Raw genomic sequence first — 19,808 nt, forward strand, 5'->3', positions numbered from 1 at the left:
AGCCGCACTGCGTTTCAGCGACGGTGGATCAGCTCGCGCCACCGCGACCGCCGAGCCGCACGGAAGGCGGCCCGCTGGGGCTCCTCACCGGCCAGCTGGAAGACCGCGTCGAGCATCTCGGGGTGGTTCGGCAGCGTCCAGTAGTTGCCGAGTGCCCGGTTGACCTCTCGCAGCGCGTCCAGGGGCGGCACGCCGTCGGCGAGGTGGCTGTACAGGGCCGCGATCGCGGGGGTGCGGCTGCGTCCGGCCACGCAGTGGAGCAGGACGCGCTTGCCCTCCTGCCGGAGCCGCAGGACCTCCCGGGCGGCCTGGTCGAGGGTGAAGTGGAGGTGCGAGTTCGCGCCGGACTTGTCGACCAGCCACACCCGGGAGTGCTCGACATCGGCGCCGGTCAGGATCGGGTCGGAGCCGACACGGCACAGGGAGACGACCGCGTCGACCGGCGCGGGACCGGTGTACTCGGTCAGGGCCAGGTTGCCCAGGAAGAGGCCGGGGTCGCGGGGGTGCCGGACGGAGAACGCCTTGCCCGAGGAGAGCGGGGTGGTGACCCGGGGTGCGGAGGGCCAGCCGTCGCGGTCGCTCTGCCCGGCGCGGGCCGTCAGCACAGCGAGACGGACAAGGTCGGCGCTGGTGTTGGAGGGCCAGCCGTGGACCTTGCGCTGCCAGGCCAGCGGGATGGCCGAGCAGCCCCAGCGTGCGCCGAGCAGAGCACCGGCGATGGCAGCGACGGTGTCGGTGTCGCGTCCGGTGCGCACGGCGGCCTCCAGCGCGAGCTGGAAGTGCTGAGCGGCGAAGCCGCCCTGCTCCGGCTGGTCCTCGGGCACCGGAGTGCGGACGATGGCGGACCACGCGGCCTGGAGGGCTTCGACCACCCAGCCGTTGCGCTGGAAGTGCCGCGGGGGGTGGGCCTCGGCCTCGTCCAGACGGGCCGCCCACACGCTGCGGCGGGCCTCGGGCAGGAGCTCAAGGCCCTCCCGGACACCATCGAAGGTGCCGGTCAGGACGGCAGTCCTGATGCCGGAGCACCACAGGATGCACGCCTCGGCGCAGTCGGGGTCGGCGTGGGTCAGCTCGCTGACCAGCTTCGCGGCCTCGGCCATGGCGTTCGCGTCGTCCAGGTAGGCGAGCGCGACGGCACCGGTCCTCATCAGCGAGCCGTTCCCAGCGCTGCTGTTCGGGTTGGCGGCCGCGTACCGGCGGGAGACGGTCAGCATCACCTCGGAGGGTGAGCTCCCCTTGCCCCGCGCCGTGGCGCTCAGGACGCTGCGCGTCTGGTTGCCCACGTCGGCCGGGCCGCCGCCGTACCAGCGGAGGAAGTTCGTGGCGATCGCGTCCAGTGCTTCCGGGGTGCGCAGATCGGCGCCGGTCGCGGCGACCTCGGCGATGCACACGTGCATCTGGGTGTCGTCGCTGTACTCACCGGGGGCGAAGTTGAAGGGGCCGCCGCCCTTCATCTCCGGGAACTGGCTGTCGCTCATGCTGGGCTTGAACTCGTACGGGACGCCCAGCGCGTCGCCCGACGCCGCGCCCAGGATGACGCCGGCGGCGCGGTCCATGGCCTTCTCGTCCAGGCGCGGCGCGGGGTCGGTGGCTGCGGGCCACGGCCCGAGGTCGGCGTGGGGGCGGGGGGAGGCGGAGGAGGAAGGCATGGGGGTCTCTTTCTGCGGGGCCGCTGGGGCCTGGGGCGGCGACCGCACGCGGGCGGAGCCGGGAAGGAAAGGGGCGCGGCGCGGGAAGTGGCCGGGCGGGCCGCGAGCTGTCCGCCGCGACGCATTGACAAGTTGTCATAGCGTCACAGTGCACGTCAAGGACATTGGCGAAGTTGCGTAAATCTATGAGTCTGCGTATGGTCGAGAACATCCGGAACGGCGAAGAGCTCCCGGATGCCCCTGTAACTCAGCGAAGCGGGCTGCGGCTTGCAGATCCGCGAGCGGCAGGTCGGCTCCTCCCGGGCGTTCTCACCCCGGGCGGCCGGAGCTGTGCCGCACCGAGATCAACCGGAGTACGTCATGCTCGTCCCCGACCTGGCTCGGCTCGTCCGCGAGGCGGACCGCGACCAGCTTGCGGCCGCTGTCCAGGCCGCCGTTGACACCGTCGCCTGGTACACGCCGGCCCCGAAGCCCGACTACGGAGACACCGACCACAGCATCGCCCGCAGCGAGGCGAAGGCCGAACTCGCCGAAGAGGTCGTGGACTCCGTGGTGCTCGCCCTGAGCGCGAGCGTCATCAAAGACCCCGCGGGTGCGGGGAGCAGCATCGCGCACCCGGAGTCGCCCAGCCCCTCGACGGAGGAACGACCTTGACCGCCCACTGGCGATCCATCCCCATGCCGCCGAACATCGCGCGGCTCCCGCGCAACACCGCTGGGCGCCCGGTCCCCAGGAACACGCCCTGGCACGAGCCCGCCACCAGCGGTGGGCAGCTGGCCGTCAGATCCAGCGTCGAACTGGGCGAGCATGTGGTGTGCCCGTGTGAGCCCGGTCGTGGAACGGCCGCCTTCGGCGACCAGTGCCCGCCCCGCCAGAGGGAGTTGATGTCGCAGCGCCTCTGCGGGATCTGCGGAAGAGCGATCAAGGCGACGAGCCGCCTGGTGTTCATCGGAGGCCCGAACGCCACCTTCTACATCGAGCCCCCGGTCCATCCCCGGTGCGCGGCGTACGCGCTGATGGTCTGTCCGACGCTGGCGGCGGCCGAGGACGTCGAGCTGACGATCGCCCGCACCTACAGCCTCCGCGAGCGCCGCATGACCGGCGTCTCCGCCGAGTACACGCTCATCTACGACCTGTTCCCGTACGGGGACCCCGCCGCCCGCCGCAGGGGGCCGCTGGACTTCTACCTGGCCTTCCCCGAGAACGCCGACCGGATCGCCGCCAAGGAGTGGCTGGCCGGTCACGCCCCCACGCTGTAGCCCGCCACCGAACGGGCGCGCAGGCGCCCCTGACGACGAGAGAGCCATGACGTGCAAGTGCGGGGCCCGTACGTACGAGGGCCACCTGGCGAAGACGCGGGCCGGCTACCCCGGCCACGCCTACCGCGGCACTGTCTGGCGGCCCGGCCCCTGAAGGTCCGCAGCCACCCCGATCGAGAGGAAGTACCGAACGATGCGAACCCCCGCCGACTCCCGCGCGGACGCCCAACGCCTGATCAACGCCCTGTCCGCCCCCCTGCCCCGGGACGACGCACGCCGCGCCGACGCCGTGCAGTCCGCCCTCCTGGACAGCGGGCTGTTGAACCGGGACGACCTCGGCAGCTCTCCCGCCGTCGCGGCCGCCGCCCGGGACGGCCTCGCCAGCCTCGCCCACCTTCTGGACGCCCGCGTCCAGGGGCAAGGAGGCGGCCGGCTGCTGCTGCTCCTCCTCGCCGAGCGCGAGCGGTTCACGCCGCACCCCGCGCCGGACGAAGCCGAGCTCCGTATCCGGGGGGCAGCCAGCGCCCTGTTGCACCTCGGCCTGTGGCACGTTGACGACACGCTGCGGCTCCTGGGCGGCGCTCTGCAGGTCCACTCCGAAGAAGCGCGTGATGGTGCAGGCGGCGATGCGCCGTCCCCCGCCCCCGCGGCCGGTCTCGTCCCGGTCACGCCGGGGCTGAGCTCGGACGGCGGGGAGCTGCACCTGGCCGTCGGGGCGTTCGACGCCGACGGCGCCCTCTCCGTCTGCGGACGATGGCTGTCCGAGCGAGTGGCCGACGCCAGCGGCTCCGTCCCGCCCAGGTGCGACACCTGCTTCGGCCAGTCCGCGCAGCGTCCGGCGCTCATCTTCACCGGCGAGGAGCACGACGCGTGGACCGCCTTCACCGAGGCCCACCGCGGGGAGGAAGCGTGAGCGCCGACTCCGGCTCCGCGATCGAGCGCCGCCTCGCGGCTCAACTGCCGGACCCGATCGCCGCCCGGCCGAAGGACGCGCGCGGCTATCCGATCAGCTTCGTCACCGCACTGGGGGCCGGCGGGACGCCGGACTTCACCGAGCTCGACGGACCCCGGCGGGCCAAGGCGATCATCGAGCACCTGTGCGGCCTGTGCGGGCAGCCGCTGCCGCTGGTCCGGGCGGTGATCGGAGGGCCGCAGGTGGTCGAGCACCACCTCGCGATGGATCCGCCGATGTGCGTGCCGTGCGCGGTCTTCGCCGCCACCCACCCTGCGGCCGGCTGCCCGTTCCTCCTGAATCCGAACGCGCGCTACCGCAAGGACCGTGCCACCCGGCCGTCGTCGCCTCTGGTGGCCCAGGAGCGGCCGCAGCGCATGTACCTGGCTCGCACGTTCGCCCATGAGGCGATCCGGCTGGCACTGCCCGACGGGTCGGAGGAGGTCATGGCGCGGTGTGCCCGCTGGACCGGCCTTGAGGAGATCCGCTCTGGGCAGCTTGTCGACGCCCGGCACCTCCTGAGTCGATGATTGCTTAACACTATGAGTGCATATATGGTTAAGAGGTCGGCGGCGGCGCGGGCCCCGCCGCCCGTCTCCGCGCTCCGCCGCCCATCCCCTGGAGTACGCCATGCCGAGCACCGTCATGTCCGAGATCGACGCCAACAGCCTCCTCAGCCTTCTGCGCAGCGCCCCGTTCTCCGCCCCGTACCTCGGCGAGACCATCGACTGGATCCGCCGGTCGGTACAACAGGAGGCCCAGCACGGCCGGGGCTCGCTCGACGTCGACACCGAGGCGCTGCGCCGCCTGGACGCGTACGCGACGGGCCTGGGCCCAGGCGCCGCCGAGCTCGGACGCAGGCTCTCCGACGCCCGCCATGCACTGGAGGCCGTCCGGCACGACCACTACCTCCGGTTGACGGTCGGCCAGGGTGCCAGCGGCGGCACGGCGCAGGTCTCCCGCCGTGCCGAGCTCCTCAAGCTCGCCACCGCCGTCGGCAGTTCCCGCGTCGCCGCCGGACCCACGGGGGCGATCGTGATCACCTCCGTGGGCTCCGGCAGCACGGTCTTCCGACCCGTCAGCCCGGAGGTCGCCCACCAGCTGAGGGGCGTAGCCCGCGAGCACAAGGAAGCGACGGTGCGCCGCAGCGCCGCCGTCCGCGCCCTGCTCGCCCAGCATGTCCGGATGGCCGACTGGAGCGATCCGCAGACGGTCGGAGTCGTGGTCGACAGCAGCGACACGACGGTGACCGTGTCGTGGTGGGAATCGCACGCGACGGGCGGTCCGAGCCTCTGGGTCGAAGGAGGGGTGCGGCTCCTGTGCGCGGCACTCCTCTCCGATCGCGGTTACACGGTGACCCTGGCCTTCGACGGCGCCCTCCACATCGGCACCTGACGGGCGTCGACACGGTTCGCCCCCACGCGGCGCCGGTTCGGCGGATCAGCGATCAGCCCGGCAGCGGCCGGCCTCGCCTCCCGGACCGCTCCGCGGCGTCGAACCTCCCAGGACCGCCGACTGCGGCGCCCCGCCCGGCACCCCCACGCTCGACATCCGACGACGGCGCGTAGATCGCGAGCGGCCGGCACGGTGCCCCGTCAGCCGGTGTGCGACCGGCGGTCCGCGGGCAGTTGGCTCCGGAGCCGCAGGTGGAGACGGCATGGGCGGCCACGGGTCACAGCGCGGGTGCGCCCGACGGCCGGAACGCTGCGCCGAACCGGCCGACGCCAGCCTTGAAACCTCCCAGAGGTCGACCAAGGCGGCCCCGCCCCGGTGGAGTGCCGCCTGAACTCCACCGACCACCGCCGCGCGCCGCCGGAGTCGGGGCAAACAAATGAGATTGCTTAAGTCTGTGAGTTTAGGTAATGTGTCTGCTGCGCCGCCGATCCATCCGCGGGCGACCGTCCGGTGGTCGTCGACCCGGATGCCGTGCCCGGCTTGGCGGTATTGCCGCTGATCGGCCCCGACCCCGCGCCAGCGTGAAGGAATCCTCATGCCCACCACCATTTCCGAAGCCTCCTCTCAGCACCCTGCCTCACCGCCGTGCCCGGCCTCAGGCGGGCGCGCGGTTCAGGCCGCAGGGCCGCCGGTGCCCATCCGGTGCCGCTCCCGGCAGCGCGTGGGCGACCTCGTCGTCCCCTGGATCTCCTACGAGCACGGCGGGTACTCCGCCTTCGGCACCATCGACGCCGTCAGGGCCCAGCAGGCACTGGCCGAGCGGCTGTGCCAGGTCTGCGGAGAACAGCTGGAGGAGCGCTTCTGCCTGGCGGTCCGGCCGATGGACGTCCGGGTCGGCTTCGCGTCCGAACCCGCACTCCACCCGGAGTGCCTGGCCTACAGCAAGCAGCGGTGCCCCATGCTCAACGGGACCGCCGCGACGTATCGCAAGAGTTCCGCACTGGCCAGGCACCCGGCGGGCCGTCCGTGCGAGGACCCCGGCTGCACTTGCCGGGAGGTCGCACCGGACCAGGGCCACTCCGCGCGCTCGGGCCGTCCCGCCGACGACTTCGACGCCTGGATGATCGACGCCGCCCACTACCGGATCAAGACGGCGCCGGACCGGCCGAACGTGCTGCTCGGGGTGGACCTGGCGGTCCCGGTCCTTCGCATCCGGCCCATCCGGAGAAACCCCCGGCCCGAACTGGACCGGCTCCGGGCCCTGATCAGCGCCCTGGGCCTGTAGCACCCCACTCAGCCCACGCCCGCACCGAGAACCCGGAGACACTTCCCGTGACCACGACCACCCCCGAACCCCCGACGCAGAGGGCCGTCAAGCACCTCAAGACCGCGTGCGCCGACCCGAACGGCCGGCTGCCCGACAAGATCAGCAAGAAGATCCTCCACGCACTACTGACCGACGAATACGCCTACCGCCCGGACGGCGACGGCTACCGCCTCTCGGTCGAGGACGCGCTCGCCGAGACCGCGGGACCGGTCTTCATCACGATGGAGGGCCGCAGAGCCGTCCTGAGCACACCGCAGCTGTACGCCCTGACCCGGCACGTCGAACCGAGCGGCCGTCTGGCGCCGAACGTGACCTGGCAGACGGCAAGCTCCCTCGTCGACCTCGGACTCGCCGAGTACCGCGACGCGAACGGGAACCCCAAGCCGACCGACGGCGACACCGGCGTCTCCGGTGCAGTCCACTACCCGTTCCGCACTGCCCTCGGACAGCAGGTCGCCGAGCTTCCGACGGAGCCCGCCCGCTGACCCGTCCTCACACCGCGCCCGGCCACCGCCAGGCCGGGCGCCGACCCCGCTCACCAGCCACCTCCAGGAGGTACTGATCATGTTCGGCCCTTGCCCGAAGTGCGGTGAAACCACTCCTTCCATCGCCACCACGGCATGGATCAACCTTGTCGACGCCGACAACCCCAGCGCAACGCGCATGGAGATCACCGACATCCAGACCGACGAGGTCCAGCTTCACTGCGCGAACTGCGGCCGCGCGCTCCCGCTGCGCGAGCAGCCCGCCGCGGACCTGGTCACCTCGCTGTTCGTCAGCCTGTTCGAGGCCCACGGCCTCGACCCCGCCCGGATCGGCACGCTGATCCTCTCCGAGGAGGTGATCCCGTGAGCATCGAGCACAGCGCCGAAGCCGCCGAGCAGATGCGCGCCGACCTCGCCGACTTCTTCGGCAAGCCTGTCCGCGGCCTGCCCGTGGCCCTGGACTTCATCCAGGCCATGCACCTGAGCCGGACCAGCGAGGACTTCGGGGACGACCGGCGTGCCGTCGAACTCCACCGGGACCGGGTCCTCCAGATGGCCAAGAACCTCGAACAGGCGCAGGTGTGGGTCGCCTCGCCGTCCCTCACCTCGGCCATGACCGACCACGAGCTGGTCACCAGCTCCGACGGCTACCTCCTGGAGAACACCGACGAGGCCCCCGCGCCGGTCGGCGTCGTGTACTTCCCCATCCCGATCACTGCCGCCTCCGAACTCCCCATTCACGGCCTGGCCTGGGAATCCGAAGGAAGCGGAGACCAGCTCCAGCTGTCCGTGACCGCGCTCACCAGCACACCCGACCTGTACGAGGCCCTCCCCCCGCCCCTGCTCCCCTTCCACTGGGCTCGCAGCCCCTACACCCCCAACGCCATGGTCCTGGCCGTCCCCGAGGTCAGTACGAAGATCCAGAGCTACGGACACCATCCCCACTGGGGCGCGGCACCGACGTCCATCCTGGTCGGCCTCCTCCTCGCGTTCTGGACGCTGCGCCCCGCGTTCGAGCACGACGAGCAGACCGTGGCGCAGAAGACCGGCAAGGGCCGCAAGCTCCGCGTGAAGTTCCGGCCGGTCCGAGTGATCCGCGAGGCGGCGACCCGCTTCACCGGCGAGCACGTACCGGCCGAGCACGACCGTAGGTGGGCCGACGAGACACTGCGCTGGAGCGTCGACGCCCGGTGGAGCTGGCGCTGCCCGAACCCCCGCGACCACAAGGCCATCGTCGAAGCCGGAGGGACCTGTCCCAAGATCAAGGTCCGGGTCAAGGCACACGTCAACGGCCCCAAGGGCCGAGGTCTCGACACCCGTCGTACCGCCCGGATCAGCACGATCAGCACCAGAGCAGCCGCAGTGTGAGAAGCCCTCGCCCCTGGACCTCCGCGCGAGCAGCTCTCTCAACGTCGACTTGAACAGTTCGGAGGCGGTCTCCGCGGCACCTGGCGCGGAGACCGCCTCCGAATGAAAGGAACTCCGTGTCTTCTTCCGCAGCACTCTCCCCTCGGGCCTGCGAGCGCCTGATCGCCGATCTCACCGGCGAGATCGGCGCCAAGGCCGCAGTCTCCTGGGCCCACGCGGCCGCCCTGGTCAAGCACGCCGCCGCCCACGGCCTCGTCGCCGCGCTGCGCCAGGGCAGCGCCGGCCCCGATCACACCAGGCGCGTCCTGGGCGCGCTGGCCAGCTCGCACCCGGCGCTCGAACCGCTCGCCGACCCGCAGGTCGTCCCCCTCTGGGAGAGCCCGATCAGCCCGGCCGGCTGGGAACTGGTCGCCCGGCTGTGGAACGCCGCACCGATCGGCGACGACGGTCACCGCATCGACGGATACCGCTTGGGAGACGCCTACCAGGCGTTGTCGGCCGACGCCCGGAAGTCGAGGGCGCTATGCCAGACCCCTCCCTGGGTCGCGGAGTTGCTGCTCGATCTCTCCCTCGAGCCGGCGCTCGACGACGTCGGCGCCGACCACGTCCGGATGATCGACCCCGCCTGCGGGACCGGGCACATCCTGCTATCCGCCCTCCACCGTGTCCGGGCTTACCGGCCGCGAGGGCGGGCCCCGTACGCCGGGGCTACGGTCGAGCGTTCCCTGGAGCGTGCCCTCCAGGCCGTGCACGGCGTCGACCTCGACCCCTACGCCGCCGCTCTGACGCGGTACCGGCTCCTCGCGACGACCGCCGGCATCCTGGGCGGCCCCATCGCGGCCGTGCCCGCCGGCTGGCCCGTGCAGGTCGCCGCGGCCGACGCGCTGCTCGACACCGACGAGCCGCTGCTCCAGCCGGGCCGCTACCACGCGGTCGTGGGCAACCCGCCCTACATCACGGTCCGCGACCCCCAGGTGCGCGAGCAGATCCGGCGCGCCTACCCGCAGGTGTGCAGCGGCAAGTACAGCCTCGCGCTGCCCTTCACCGTGCTGATGACCAACCTGGCCCGGCCAGCCGGAACGATCGCGCAGCTCACGGCCAACTCGTTCATGAAGCGCGAGTTCGGCAAGAAGTACATCGAGCAGTACCTCTCCCGCTTGGACCTGACCTGGGTGATCGACACGTCGGGGGCGTACATCCCTGGCCACGGGACGCCCACGCTGATCATGGTCCACAGGGCGAGGCCGCCGCAGGGGGACACCGTGATCGCCATCCGCGGCAACCGGGGCGAGCCCGGGGTGCCGGAGGACCCGTCCCAAGGCCTGGTGTGGAGAGCAATCGAGGAGGCGGTCCACCAGCGACTGGCGCTCGACCGCCTGCGCCGGGGGTTCGAGACGCACCGCAGGGGAGACGATCCCCTCTCGGATATTTCTTAACGCTACGATTTCGCCTATGGTTTCAATCGTGTGCCGCAGTGGCCCACCTTCCCGATGGAGTGACCCCCTTGAGCAAGAGCACCGTGAACATCGCGTTGGACGCGTTCCGCTATCTCGCATGGATGGCCGCCGCGGGGCTGTTCATCTACAGCCAGTTCGAACTGATGTGGCTGGCCGTCGTAGTCGCCATCGGCCTCGGCGAGTGGCAGACCACCCATTGAGCACCCCGCCCGACGCCATCCGACCTCCCGCGCCGCCACCGAACAGCCCAGACAGCGACAGGGCGGGCAGGGCGGAGGGGGTCCCCGCAGCCCGACTGGCCCTCAGCGAGCACGACTCCGCCCTCCTGGACTTCGAGCACAGGCACTGGCCCAGGTCGACTCCCGCTGCCCCGGGGCCAAAGGAAGCGGCGATCCGGCAGGAACTCGGCATCTCGCCGACGCGCTACTACCAGCTGCTCAACGGCCTCATGGATAGCGAAGCAGCCCTCGCCCGCCACCCCGTGATGATCAATCGCCTCCGAGCCGTGCGGGAGAGTCGGCGGATCGCGCGGCAGTAGCGCAGTCAAGCCGGTCGCGGCCGGCGTCCCGCGGGGCGGCTCGGACGGGGAAGTCTCCCGCCGCAGCCGCCCCGCATGGCCACTCACATTGCTTAAGTCTATGAATTTCGCTATGGTTGTGACATCGCGGGGCGCTACTCCGGAAGTCGACCGGCGATCCGAACCCGAGCCAACGACAGCACACCTGAGGAAGGCCGACGACCGTGAGCACCGACGCCGTGAGCGCCCTCGACGCTGCCCGCAATGCCCTCGCTCCCGTCGCGCAGCAGCTCACGGGCGCCGTCGCCGCCGTTCTGGCCGCCCTCTACCCCGAGGCGACCTACGTCACCGTCCACGTCCACCAGGGCCAGGCGCACATCGGCGAGGTGTACACGGCCGATGGCCGCCGACACGGCGGGCCCTACCGCTCAGGCCGTGTGCTCTACCCGACGCACCGCATCGGCGGTTGGCCGCTCGCCCGGCTGCCCAAGCGCGCCGCCCGGCCCCACGTCGGCCCACACGCCGACGACGCCAAGCGCACTCTCGACATGCTGCTCACCGACGCCTGGCGCTGCGGGGCCCGCTTCACCCGCGGCTACATCGGCCGCCACTACACCACGTACGTCAAGCTCCGCTGACCTAGCCCTGGCCATACCAACCAGGTTCGCACCGATGACCCGCAACGGTCGCCGAACTCGAGCCCGGCGACCGTGTCAAGGAGCCCTGCCTCCGCCACAACCACCGCACAGCACCAACAGGGCCAAGCCTGCCCATCACCCATCCCCACCAGCACCTTTCGAAGGGGCGCAGCCACATGAACCTGACCATTCCGCCGGCGGTCGTCGGTCGCGGAGCGATACGCATCAACCTGGACCGCGGCATCCACCCGGCCACCCTCAAGCCGCTGCTGGAGCCCGGCACCATCACCCCGGCCTCCCGCTGCGGGACGTGCACCTTCTTGGTGGAACGGGTCGCCGACGACGGCAAGTCACGAATGAAGTGCGCCATCAAGGCCCAGCGTCGGCGAGGGCCGGACATCAAGCCGGACTTCCCGGCGTGCGTCGAATTCCGCACCGCCGCCGCATAGCGGCAACCGCCATCCGACCGGCGGGGCGCGGCCATGAGGTCGCGCCCCCGGAGCCCGATCCCACCCCCAACGTCAAGAGGTGTCTCCATGGCGAGCGTCGACCGAACCCTGGCCGAGCTCATCCGCGCGTTCCCCTGTTCATACCCCACCCGGCCCCTGGCCCTCCATCAGGTCTTGGTGGTGCTCGGCGCCGGGTACGAGTGGCAGGGTGGCGAGGTCGTCCAGCGGTTCGACTCGGACGAGCTCGGCTGCCTGGCCGTGCACAACCAGCAGATTCGCCACCTCCGTGAGCGCGGGGCGGAAGTGACGCAGGAGCGCGTCGACGGAACCTGCCCGGCCGAGCACCTTCGCCCGCTGGCCGCCGAGCTGGCCCGGACCCCGGCGCCGCTGGGCAGGGACCCCTATCCGGCAAGCACTCTCGCCCCGCTGTTCAACATCCCGCAGGACGCCGCCGCAGACTGGGTCGAGGCGGCTCGGGAGATCGCCTCGGTGGTCGTACCGCTCTGGGCGGACCCGTCCGACTACGAGCTGGCGACCAGGTCCTCGTTCACTCCCGGCCAACGCGCGTACGTCGACGGCGAGCGGGATCGGGCGCTGCGTCTCCTCGAACTCCGCCTCGGGCCCCAGGCCCTGTCGGACGGGGGGCGCTGATGGCGACCGAGCTCACCCTCTCCTGCGGTGAACCGTGCATCGGCTGCGGGGTGCAGGTCGGCGAGGAGCACTCGGCCGGCTGCCTGGAGACCCACTGCCCGCAGACCGGCCTCCCGCAGGCCATCTGCCCTGGCCGCCACGGCCACAGCGGCGGTGGCGTGTGGACCGGACTCGTACCCGGCGAGGAAGCCGCGGTGGGCTTCGGCTGGTTCGCCGCGCTCCGCCCCGGCGAGGGATGGGTGCCGGTTACGCCGAGGCCCGACGCCGTGGACTACGGGACCGACTACATGCCGGACCTCAACAGGGTCTTCGCACAGGCCCGTTGGCACCCCGCTGCCCAGAAGTGGGTGCACTCGCGGCCTCCGGTGAGCTGAGTGCACCACACATCAGATGTTGCTTAACTCTATGAATATGGCTAGAGTGGAGGCATCGCGGCCGGCCCGCCCGCCGGGCCGGCCACCAGTAGCCGTCGAACCCACCCCGACATCCTCCACGGGAGACCACGATGACCCCCACCGCCAGCAAGCGATCCGCCCAGATCCACGACCGCCTTTCCGGCCGGGCCCAGCGCGCGCTGGAGGACCAGAAGAAGAAGCTGGCCGAGCACTGGGACCGGTTCAAGGACATGGACCCGAGGATCATCAACGCATCGGGCCTGTTCAAGGGCCTGGAGCTGCGCCAGCAGCTCATCGAGATGTGGTCCAGCGTCGTCGGTCAGTGCGCGCTCAGGAACGCCTCGCTGGTCTTCCAGGATGCGATCGCCAACGCCGAGAGGACCGTCGACATCGGGGTGACGGGCGGCATGGGAACCCACGTGTCCAACGCGCGGCAGGAGATGTACGTCGAGGCCTGCCAGTACTTCCGCGAGGAGGCGGAGAGCATCTACAAGGCGCTGGCCTGAACCCGCCCGCGACGCCCCGCCGCCCGACCCAGACCGACCAGACCACGAACACGGAGGACGCCATGGGCGCCATCGAGAACCACACAGCCCTCATGTACGGGTACCGCCTGGGAGGCCCGGCCGACGGCTGGGCCGGGCTGGCGAGCGACCTGACCTGGTACAGCGCCGACGGTGAATCCTGGCTGATGCCGCAGGTGTCATGGGCGACGGACGCCATGCGCGAGGAGAACCACAGCGACCACTTCGCCGCGGCGGCCGAGGACCGCCTGGCGGCCTTCGGCCTGGGTGAACTGCTGCTCCGGACGTACTCGATCGGCCCGGACGACGAAGGCCACATCCTCGCCGCCGTCGTCCGTGAGCCTGACGGGAAGCCGCTCACCCTGGATCCCGCGACGATGGGCGCCACTTCTCAGCACGACGCACCCCTGGCGCGGGCGCTGTTCGCGCTGGAGCTGCATCCGCACACCACCAAGCCGGAATGGATCATGGCGAGCTACTACGCTTAGCCCGCCCTCGCCCCAGGCTCGGGGGCCCGCCACGCGGGCCCCCGCACTCCGCCCAGACGGAACCCGGCGGCCAACAGCCCGCAGGTCCCGCCCGCGACACACGTTGAAGGGAATCATGGACGACACAAAGTCCGGTGGGGTGCCGCGGGCTCAGGCCCGCCGGATCATCATCGACAACAGCGACCTGCCGCGCCGCGGCCCGTTGCCCTCCTGGTATCTGCCGTCGAAGGCGATAGGGCACTTCCCGAGTTCTGGGGCCTCTCGGACCGAGGAGCCAGGGGCACCCGACCGACCTCCGGGGGCCGGCAGGCCGCAGGGGGGCGCGTCGGAGGGTGGTGACTGATGGGCAAGTCCGCGCTGCGGCGCACCAAGGTGTCCGCGACCCGCAGACGCGCCTGCCTCGACAAGCGGCCGTATCCGTCGCCGGACTCGGCGCAGGAGGCCGTCAAGCGGCTGGCGCGCGAGTCTCCATGGAGGCACCCCAAGGTCGCGTACGAGTGCCAGTACAGCGGGCGAGAGCCGCATTGGCACATCGGCCGCCCCTTCGACATCCCTCGGAGCCGGAGGCGTTAAGCATCCTCGTGATATTGCTTAACGCTATGAGAATAGGTATTGTTTGAACATCACGCGCCATCAGCAGAGCTCGCTCTGAAGGGCCTGCTCCTGGTTCGGCGCTCTCTGCTCCTCCGCGAACGGACACTCCCAATGACCTCACGACACATCCTGGTTTGCCTGCCCCCGCACACCGCCGAAGCCGCCCACCCCCTCGCCACCCGAGTGCTGTGCGCTGTCGAGGAAGCCGACGACGACGACACCACCAGCTACCAGATCTCCGAAGGCCGATACGCCAGCCACTTCCCGCTGGTCGCCGGAGCGCCCGCCGACGATCCTCGCCTCGTACGGTCCGCGTCAGGAGAGCCCGGCCGGTGCGCGGGCGGCGTCCTCCGCCTCCTTGACCTCGCAGCTCTGCGGGACCAGCACGCGGCGAAGGCGGCCGACCTCTACGACACCTGGGCGCATGCCACCGAAGGGATGCCCCCTGCCCGGCCATGGGCGGCGTTCGCGGAGCAGTGGGGCAGCGACTCCCCCCGGGCGCTCCTCGCCTTCCGCGACCAGCCCCGGCTCAAGGCCCTGGCAGAGATCAAGGGCAGGACGGGCCCGCGGCAGCGGGACGACGACGAGGCGGCGCTGATCAGCCTGGACCGGGCCGGGTTCATCGACCGGGCCCGCCGCCGGGCGGTCCCCGGCCACATCCTCCTCGAACTCGACGGCACGTGGACCGCCGACCCAGCCGGGCTGAACTCGGACGACGCCGCCGAGACGGGCAGCACCGCGTACTACGAACACGCGAATGCCTACATCGACGCCCTGCCCGCCGACTTCCTGGTCGTCGGCGTCGACTGCCGCCGCTGACGTTCGGCCCGCCGGAGACGGCCCCTCGCCGCCGGGCGGACAGCCTGGCGGCGCCGCTCCACCGAACTCCCCCTCCAGCACCGCCCGTTACAAGGAGAGCCAACCGTGTCCTGGGACCTCATCCCCGGCCAGCACATCGACCGCACCGACATCCACGCCCGCTTCGGCGGCCGCATCCACTCCCGCATCAGCCCGTCGAAGCAGAGCCCGAACGTCCACCTGTTCGTCACACCGGACGCCGAGGCCAGTTGTTTCGACGGTTGGACCGGCGCTCATCTGCACTTCGGCGGCGAGGGCGGTCTCGACGGCACGGACCAGACGCTCTCGCAGGGGAACCGCTCCGTCGTCGAACACGAGCAGGACGGCCGGGCGCTGCGCGTGTTCCTCCAGCTTCACGGACGACCGGCCCAGTACCTGGGTCAGTACCGGCTGGACCCCGAGGTGCCGGTCGTGTATGCCGATGGCCCCTTCGACGCGCGGCGGCCCCAGGAGGTCAGAAGGGCTCTCGTCTTCCGGCTGCTGCCGCTGAACGGCGCCCCGATGGGCCTGAGCACCGTCGACCCCATCGCGGAACTGAACGCCGTGCGGCCGATCGGCCCCGGGACCGTCATGAGGACCACCGATCCCAGCCCGGCCAAGGAGGCTGCTGCGGGACTACGAGAGTTACGCCCGGTGGGCGCACCAGGCCGACCTGTCCAGCTTCCGAGTCAAGGTGGCCGGGGCCTTCGCCGAACTCCACGTCGACCTGTACGACCTCACCCGCAACGAGCTCGTGGTGGCCCGCGCGACAGCCGCCCGCTCCGTCGTGCGGGAAGCCATCGGGGAACTGCACGACCTGGCCCGCTACTTCGACGCGGAGCCGCGCCGGGCTCTGCTGCTCCCCTCGCCTCCCGACAAGGACCTGACGGAGCTCCTGCACCGCCAGCAGGTGAGCGCCGTCTGGCCCTCCGGCCCCAGGGAGTTCGCCCGCTCCGAGGTCCCGGCCTGAATTCCGACCGCCCGGGTGCCCTGCCGCCGAGCGGCAGGGCACCCGTCCACGACAAGGAGAACACCGTCCCGATGACGGATCACCCGCCGCTGGCCGGCTGCGTTCCGGCGTTCGGCCGCCACCGGACCTACCCTCCGAGGCAGGGGTGGCTCTTGAAGGTCCACACCGCCGTTCAGGACGACCCGCTGGTCTTCCGCCACCCCGACGCGCCCGTCATCCTCGGCGTCGGCTCCAGCATGGTGGCGAGCATGCGGTTCTGGGCCAACGCCTTCGGTCTCGTCGAGGAGGATGCCGCAGGAAGCGGAGCGGTGACGCCGACCGCCCGCGGCCACTGGCTGCTCGACGAAGCCGGCGCCGACCCGTACCTGGAGGACCCGGCGAGTCTGTGGCTGCTGCACTGGTGGCTGCTCAGCGGCACGCCCTGCTCTGTACCAGCCTGGTACTACCTGTTCGCGCGCGCCGGGCTCTCCACGTTCACCCGGGCCGAGCTGCGCACCCACGTCCGCGGAGCAGCGGAGCGGACCGGCTGGAAGGCTCCGGCCGACGACACCGTCGGCCGCGACATCGCCTGCATCGCGACGATGTACGCCCCGCAGGTCGCTTCCCCCGACCAGCCGCGCGCCGGCCTGGAGGACGTCCTCACCAATCCGTTCCGCGACCTCAACCTGCTCTCCACCGCGGCCCCGGGGGAACATCACCACGGCGACCGCAGTCACGTCCTCAGCTTGAACCGCGGGGCCGGCCGACTCGCTCCCGCCGCCGTCCTGGCGCACGCCTGCCTCGACCACGCTGCTCGCCGCTGCGGGTCGGCTCCCGGCAGCATCGCCCTCTCGCGGCTGGCCAACGAGCCCGGCAGCCCCGGCCGGGTGCTGCTCATCGACACCCGCTCGCTGCACAGCGCCCTCGAACGAGCCGCGCGCCGACACCCGGCCCTGTCGGTCGTCGAGTCCGCGGCGGGAGAGGCCCTGCTTGCCTACTCGGCACCCCCTGCGGAGCTGGCCGACGAGGTCCTGGCCGCCGCCTACGGCCGCCCGGAGGGACCCGGTGACTGCTGACCCCTCCCGGCCGGGTGCCTTCGCCGGTGTGTACCAGCCGCTCCCGGCCCCGGTCTACCGGCTCGAGTACCAGCAGCTGCTCGCCGCCGGCGCCTTGGTCGACCGGGCCGGGCGGCCGGTGAGCGGCGCCCCCTGCCCGACCTGCGACTGGCTGGTGGACACCGCCACCTGCCCCGGCTCCCTGCCCTGCCCGCGCTGTTCCGTCAAGGCCGAGCAGCGCTGCATCCGGCCGAGCGGGCACGCGGCGGACCGGTTCCACACCGGCCGCGTCCGCGCCGCCGAGGCCCAGGACCGGGCCCGCGAGGAAGCCGGAGACCCGACCCTGCTCGCGCCCTGGCCCGAGCATCCGACACCCAACGAACGGCTCCTGCCATGACCGCCCCCGCCATCACGCCGACCCCCGTCAGGTTCCACCTGGGCGTCCACCAGCCCGCATGGATGGAACACCTCGACTTCCCCCTGTTCGTCTCCAACCGGCGGCTGATGAACCGCAAGTCGCTGCCCCGGGCCGCCGGCCCCTGGGCCCTGGACAGCGGGGCGTTCAGCGAGGTCGACCTCTACGGCCGGTGGAAGACCACCGCCCAGCAGTACGCCACCGCCGTCAACCGCTACCACGACGAGATCGGCAACCTCGAGTGGTGCAGTCCCATGGACTGGGTCTGCGAGCCCTGGATGCTGCCCAAGACCGGCCTCACCATCGAGGAGCACCTGAGGCGCACCGTCGACTCCGTCGTCGAACTGCGCTCTCTGGGCATCAAGACCCGCGTCATCCCGGTCCTGCAGGGCTGGCTGCGCCCCCACTACCTCCGCTGCGCCGAGATGTACGCCGACGCCGGCATCGACCTCCTGGCCGAGCCGCTCGTGGGCGTCGGCAGCATGTGCCGGCGCCAGAACCACTGGCGGGCTTCCCTCCTCCTGGACGAGCTCGCCCGACTCGGCGGGCGCGGGGCGCCGCTCGTGCCGCTGCACGCCTTCGGCTTCAAGATCCAGGGCCTGACGCTGTCTCGTTCGCTGGCGTCGGCCGACTCGATGGCCTGGAGCTCGGCCGGCCGCAGGGAACGAGGGTGCGGCCCGACCCACAAGACGGAGAGCAACTGCATGTCGTACGCGCTCTGGTGGAGGAACCACCTGATGGAGCGGCTGGAGGACGCCGGGGTGCCGTCATGCCCGGCGTGACGCCCACCCCGGCCGAGATGCGCGGCATCCTCGCCGGGCGGCCGCAGGGCTGGACCCAGCGCTGGCGGTACGGCCTGCCCAGCTGGCGGCACGTCAGCGAGGGCGGCTTCCGGCGTGAGCGGTACAGCGTCACCGAGATCCCCGAGGCGCTCGCCCGTTCGTTCATCGAGCGCCACCACTACCTGGCCGGCTGGCCCTCGGCTCTCCACCGCTACGGCTTGTGGGACCACGAGCCGCCGCAGGGCGGGGAAGGCCCCGGCCCCGAAGGCGCCGCCCTGGTCGGCGTTCTCGTCCTGGGCTGCCCCATGAACGAACGCGTCCTCACCAGGGCCTTTCCCCGCTTGGCCGTACTACGAGAGCGCGGAGATCTCGCGCCTGGCGCTCACCGACGACGTGGCGGCCAACGGCGAGAGCTTCTTCATCGCGGCGGCCCTCAGGCGTGCCGCCGAGCGCGGCATCCGGGGAGTGGTGAGCTTCTCCGACCCGGTGCCCAGGTCACGGCGCACGCCGAGCGGAGAGATGATCATCTCCAACGGGCACCTCGGCATCGTGTACCAGAGCTGCAACTTCCGGTTCACCGGGCGCGGGACGAAGCGAACGCTCACGCTGCTGCCGGACGGCACCGTTCTGACGGCCCGGTCCCGGGCCAAGCTGACCAGCCGCGTGCCCGAGCCCGGGGCCGCAGGGGTGGAGAGTCGGCTGGCCGCTCTCGGAGCGCCGCCCCGCACGGCCGGCGAATCCCCATCGCAGTGGCTGCCGAGGGCCCTGGAGCAGCTCGGAGCCCGCTCCATCCGTCATCCCGGCAACTTTCGCTATGTCCTGGCCGTCGGGCGCAGCCGCGCCGAGCGCTCCCGCACGCTCATCGCCCTCGGCGCTCAGCCTTACCCCAAAACCGACATTGCTTAAGTCGATGAAAATGGGTATGGTTAGGGAGCTGCCGGGGCGGCGCCCTTCGACCGCCCGGCCCGGCGCCGCGCAGACCGAGCCCTCCGAGCCCTCCCCTGCCGCGTGAGCGACGCGGCAGAGCCGCTCACCGTCCACCTGGTAGTAGGCGGCCTCCTTCCATCCGATCAGGAGCCCAGCTATGCCCAAGCCCCTGTCCGACATCGAGCGTCACGCCCAGGACGCCGTACTCCGCGCCACCGAAGACGACCTGAAGCACGCCTTCGGCGCCTTGGCCACCACGTCCACGGCCCTCCCGCCCGAACTCGGCGCCACGGCCTCTCGGGACCTTCCGCCGGACACCGCCGCCGCGTGGCGCGCCGCCTTCCCCGTCACCCTGGGCGCTGCCCACGACGTGTACCCCCAGGTTCCGGCCGAGCTGCGCACGGACCTCCGGGACGCTCTGATCGAGTTCTTCGCGGACAGCCCTGAGCACCCGGTGCCGAGCGCGGTCACGTTCATCGTGACCAACGACTACGACGACGGACCGGCCTGGAACACCTACGGCGCGACGCTCCACTACGGCCCCCACGTCACGGTCGAGGCCCCCGACTTCGACCGTACGTTCGTGGCGGACGCCCTGATCGAGATCGCCGACGACGAGCAGCCCTACGGGACGCCGAGCCCCGTCCTTTTCGTCCCGCTGCACGCCTGAACCCCGCCCAGAAGAGGAAGACGAT

27 protein-coding genes are annotated in these 19,808 nt (G+C 71.5%); 25 read left to right on the top strand and 2 right to left on the bottom strand.

The window, feature by feature from the left end; genetic code table 11:
- Positions 1-14: 14 nt before the first annotated feature.
- Complete coding sequence (locus F7Q99_RS34965; protein WP_230211232.1) at positions 15-1,649, bottom strand: ADP-ribosylglycohydrolase family protein; 1,635 nt, start codon at positions 1,647-1,649, stop codon at positions 15-17.
- Between the two features lie 360 nt (positions 1,650-2,009).
- On the opposite strand from F7Q99_RS34965, the gene F7Q99_RS34970 reads away from it, so the two are divergent.
- From F7Q99_RS34970 to F7Q99_RS35055, 19 genes are all read left to right on the top strand, one after another.
- Positions 2,010-2,303, top strand: coding sequence for a hypothetical protein (locus tag F7Q99_RS34970; RefSeq protein ID WP_153469788.1), 294 nt, complete (start codon positions 2,010-2,012; stop codon positions 2,301-2,303).
- Positions 2,304-2,533: 230 nt separating this feature from the next.
- On the top strand, positions 2,534-2,908 hold the full coding sequence (locus tag F7Q99_RS34975) for a hypothetical protein (RefSeq protein ID WP_153469790.1): 375 nt from the start codon (positions 2,534-2,536) through the stop codon (positions 2,906-2,908).
- A 193-nt stretch (positions 2,909-3,101) separates the two neighbouring features.
- Positions 3,102-3,821, top strand: a complete 720-nt coding sequence (locus F7Q99_RS42135; RefSeq protein ID WP_230211233.1) for a hypothetical protein — start codon at positions 3,102-3,104, stop codon at positions 3,819-3,821.
- Entirely contained in the window at positions 3,818-4,390 is a 573-nt protein-coding gene (locus F7Q99_RS34985; protein WP_153469793.1) for a hypothetical protein, read from the top strand. The genes F7Q99_RS42135 and F7Q99_RS34985 overlap by 4 nt, the downstream gene beginning before the upstream one ends.
- Positions 4,391-4,490: 100 nt before the next feature.
- Complete coding sequence (locus F7Q99_RS34990) at positions 4,491-5,255, top strand: hypothetical protein (RefSeq protein ID WP_153469796.1); 765 nt, start codon at positions 4,491-4,493, stop codon at positions 5,253-5,255.
- Between the two features lie 691 nt (positions 5,256-5,946).
- The gene (locus F7Q99_RS34995) at positions 5,947-6,540 is read left to right on the top strand and encodes a cell envelope biogenesis protein OmpA (RefSeq protein ID WP_195911387.1); all 594 of its coding nucleotides are present in this window, start codon (positions 5,947-5,949) and stop codon (positions 6,538-6,540) included.
- Between the two features lie 47 nt (positions 6,541-6,587).
- Positions 6,588-7,067, top strand: coding sequence for a hypothetical protein (locus F7Q99_RS35000; protein ID WP_153469799.1), 480 nt, complete (start codon positions 6,588-6,590; stop codon positions 7,065-7,067).
- A gap of 178 nt (positions 7,068-7,245) precedes the next feature.
- Complete coding sequence (locus F7Q99_RS35005; RefSeq protein WP_153469801.1) at positions 7,246-7,434, top strand: hypothetical protein; 189 nt, start codon at positions 7,246-7,248, stop codon at positions 7,432-7,434.
- A complete protein-coding gene (locus tag F7Q99_RS35010; RefSeq protein ID WP_153469804.1) occupies positions 7,431-8,435 on the top strand; it encodes a hypothetical protein in 1,005 nt (334 codons plus the stop codon). The genes F7Q99_RS35005 and F7Q99_RS35010 overlap by 4 nt, the downstream gene beginning before the upstream one ends.
- 116 nt (positions 8,436-8,551) lie before the next feature.
- On the top strand, positions 8,552-9,871 hold the full coding sequence (locus tag F7Q99_RS35015; RefSeq protein ID WP_326847489.1) for an Eco57I restriction-modification methylase domain-containing protein: 1,320 nt from the start codon (positions 8,552-8,554) through the stop codon (positions 9,869-9,871).
- Between the two features lie 68 nt (positions 9,872-9,939).
- On the top strand, positions 9,940-10,092 hold the full coding sequence (locus tag F7Q99_RS42140; protein ID WP_230211234.1) for a hypothetical protein: 153 nt from the start codon (positions 9,940-9,942) through the stop codon (positions 10,090-10,092).
- Positions 10,074-10,430 carry a DUF3263 domain-containing protein gene (locus F7Q99_RS42145; RefSeq protein WP_326847490.1) on the top strand — a complete coding sequence of 119 codons (357 nt, stop codon included), beginning with the start codon at positions 10,074-10,076 and terminating at the stop codon, positions 10,428-10,430. The genes F7Q99_RS42140 and F7Q99_RS42145 overlap by 19 nt, the downstream gene beginning before the upstream one ends.
- A gap of 203 nt (positions 10,431-10,633) precedes the next feature.
- Positions 10,634-11,047 carry a hypothetical protein gene (locus tag F7Q99_RS35025; RefSeq protein ID WP_153469810.1) on the top strand — a complete coding sequence of 138 codons (414 nt, stop codon included), beginning with the start codon at positions 10,634-10,636 and terminating at the stop codon, positions 11,045-11,047.
- A gap of 176 nt (positions 11,048-11,223) precedes the next feature.
- Positions 11,224-11,496 carry a hypothetical protein gene (locus F7Q99_RS35030; RefSeq protein WP_153469813.1) on the top strand — a complete coding sequence of 91 codons (273 nt, stop codon included), beginning with the start codon at positions 11,224-11,226 and terminating at the stop codon, positions 11,494-11,496.
- An 87-nt stretch (positions 11,497-11,583) separates the two neighbouring features.
- Entirely contained in the window at positions 11,584-12,147 is a 564-nt protein-coding gene (locus tag F7Q99_RS35035; RefSeq protein ID WP_153469816.1) for a hypothetical protein, read from the top strand.
- Positions 12,147-12,521 (top strand): hypothetical protein, encoded by a 375-nt coding sequence (locus F7Q99_RS35040; RefSeq protein WP_153469819.1) that lies wholly within the window; start codon positions 12,147-12,149, stop codon positions 12,519-12,521. Before F7Q99_RS35035 ends, F7Q99_RS35040 begins: the two co-directional genes overlap by 1 nt.
- A 131-nt stretch (positions 12,522-12,652) precedes the next feature.
- Positions 12,653-13,048: a hypothetical protein gene (locus tag F7Q99_RS35045; protein WP_153469822.1), complete on the top strand. Its 396-nt coding sequence runs from the start codon at positions 12,653-12,655 to the stop codon at positions 13,046-13,048.
- 62 nt (positions 13,049-13,110) lie between these two features.
- Entirely contained in the window at positions 13,111-13,554 is a 444-nt protein-coding gene (locus tag F7Q99_RS35050) for a hypothetical protein (RefSeq protein WP_153469825.1), read from the top strand.
- A gap of 705 nt (positions 13,555-14,259) precedes the next feature.
- Complete coding sequence (locus F7Q99_RS35055) at positions 14,260-14,967, top strand: hypothetical protein (protein WP_153469828.1); 708 nt, start codon at positions 14,260-14,262, stop codon at positions 14,965-14,967.
- An 87-nt stretch (positions 14,968-15,054) separates the two neighbouring features.
- Here the strand turns inward: F7Q99_RS35055 and F7Q99_RS40630 are convergent, their stop codons facing one another.
- The gene (locus F7Q99_RS40630; RefSeq protein ID WP_195911388.1) at positions 15,055-15,363 is read right to left on the bottom strand and encodes a hypothetical protein; all 309 of its coding nucleotides are present in this window, start codon (positions 15,361-15,363) and stop codon (positions 15,055-15,057) included.
- 316 nt (positions 15,364-15,679) lie between these two features.
- Here F7Q99_RS40630 and F7Q99_RS40635 point away from each other — a divergent pair, with 316 nt between their 5' ends.
- The 6 genes from F7Q99_RS40635 (at position 15,680) to F7Q99_RS35090 (ending at position 19,783) form a co-directional block, all read left to right on the top strand.
- Positions 15,680-15,955, top strand: coding sequence for a hypothetical protein (locus F7Q99_RS40635; RefSeq protein ID WP_195911389.1), 276 nt, complete (start codon positions 15,680-15,682; stop codon positions 15,953-15,955).
- A 71-nt stretch (positions 15,956-16,026) separates the two neighbouring features.
- Positions 16,027-17,010 (top strand): DUF4007 family protein, encoded by a 984-nt coding sequence (locus tag F7Q99_RS35065; RefSeq protein WP_153469831.1) that lies wholly within the window; start codon positions 16,027-16,029, stop codon positions 17,008-17,010.
- Positions 17,000-17,386 (top strand): hypothetical protein, encoded by a 387-nt coding sequence (locus F7Q99_RS35070; protein ID WP_153469834.1) that lies wholly within the window; start codon positions 17,000-17,002, stop codon positions 17,384-17,386. The genes F7Q99_RS35065 and F7Q99_RS35070 overlap by 11 nt, the downstream gene beginning before the upstream one ends.
- The gene (locus tag F7Q99_RS35075; RefSeq protein WP_153469837.1) at positions 17,383-18,186 is read left to right on the top strand and encodes a deazapurine DNA modification protein DpdA family protein; all 804 of its coding nucleotides are present in this window, start codon (positions 17,383-17,385) and stop codon (positions 18,184-18,186) included. The genes F7Q99_RS35070 and F7Q99_RS35075 overlap by 4 nt, the downstream gene beginning before the upstream one ends.
- Before the next feature lie 393 nt (positions 18,187-18,579).
- Positions 18,580-19,092, top strand: coding sequence for a hypothetical protein (locus tag F7Q99_RS35085; RefSeq protein ID WP_456114943.1), 513 nt, complete (start codon positions 18,580-18,582; stop codon positions 19,090-19,092).
- Positions 19,093-19,270: 178 nt separating this feature from the next.
- Positions 19,271-19,783, top strand: a complete 513-nt coding sequence (locus tag F7Q99_RS35090; protein ID WP_153469847.1) for a hypothetical protein — start codon at positions 19,271-19,273, stop codon at positions 19,781-19,783.
- Positions 19,784-19,808: the final 25 nt, after the last annotated feature.

Source organism: Streptomyces kaniharaensis (assembly GCF_009569385.1).
GTDB lineage: Bacteria > Actinomycetota > Actinomycetes > Streptomycetales > Streptomycetaceae > Kitasatospora > Kitasatospora kaniharaensis.

Coding starts and splice junctions, on each gene's coding strand:
- F7Q99_RS42135 (WP_230211233.1), top strand. CDS start 3,102: ATGCGAACCCCCGCCGACTCCCGCGCGGACGCCCAACGCCTGATCAAC.
- F7Q99_RS34975 (WP_153469790.1), top strand. CDS start 2,534: ATGTCGCAGCGCCTCTGCGGGATCTGCGGAAGAGCGATCAAGGCGACG.
- F7Q99_RS35045 (WP_153469822.1), top strand. CDS start 12,653: ATGACCCCCACCGCCAGCAAGCGATCCGCCCAGATCCACGACCGCCTT.
- F7Q99_RS35005 (WP_153469801.1), top strand. CDS start 7,246: ATGGAGATCACCGACATCCAGACCGACGAGGTCCAGCTTCACTGCGCG.
- F7Q99_RS35090 (WP_153469847.1), top strand. CDS start 19,271: ATGCCCAAGCCCCTGTCCGACATCGAGCGTCACGCCCAGGACGCCGTA.
- F7Q99_RS35040 (WP_153469819.1), top strand. CDS start 12,147: ATGGCGACCGAGCTCACCCTCTCCTGCGGTGAACCGTGCATCGGCTGC.
- F7Q99_RS35035 (WP_153469816.1), top strand. CDS start 11,584: ATGGCGAGCGTCGACCGAACCCTGGCCGAGCTCATCCGCGCGTTCCCC.
- F7Q99_RS35030 (WP_153469813.1), top strand. CDS start 11,224: ATGAACCTGACCATTCCGCCGGCGGTCGTCGGTCGCGGAGCGATACGC.
- F7Q99_RS35055 (WP_153469828.1), top strand. CDS start 14,260: ATGACCTCACGACACATCCTGGTTTGCCTGCCCCCGCACACCGCCGAA.
- F7Q99_RS35075 (WP_153469837.1), top strand. CDS start 17,383: ATGACCGCCCCCGCCATCACGCCGACCCCCGTCAGGTTCCACCTGGGC.
- F7Q99_RS34965 (WP_230211232.1), bottom strand. CDS start 1,649: ATGCCTTCCTCCTCCGCCTCCCCCCGCCCCCACGCCGACCTCGGGCCG.
- F7Q99_RS35050 (WP_153469825.1), top strand. CDS start 13,111: ATGGGCGCCATCGAGAACCACACAGCCCTCATGTACGGGTACCGCCTG.
- F7Q99_RS34970 (WP_153469788.1), top strand. CDS start 2,010: ATGCTCGTCCCCGACCTGGCTCGGCTCGTCCGCGAGGCGGACCGCGAC.
- F7Q99_RS34990 (WP_153469796.1), top strand. CDS start 4,491: ATGCCGAGCACCGTCATGTCCGAGATCGACGCCAACAGCCTCCTCAGC.
- F7Q99_RS35065 (WP_153469831.1), top strand. CDS start 16,027: ATGACGGATCACCCGCCGCTGGCCGGCTGCGTTCCGGCGTTCGGCCGC.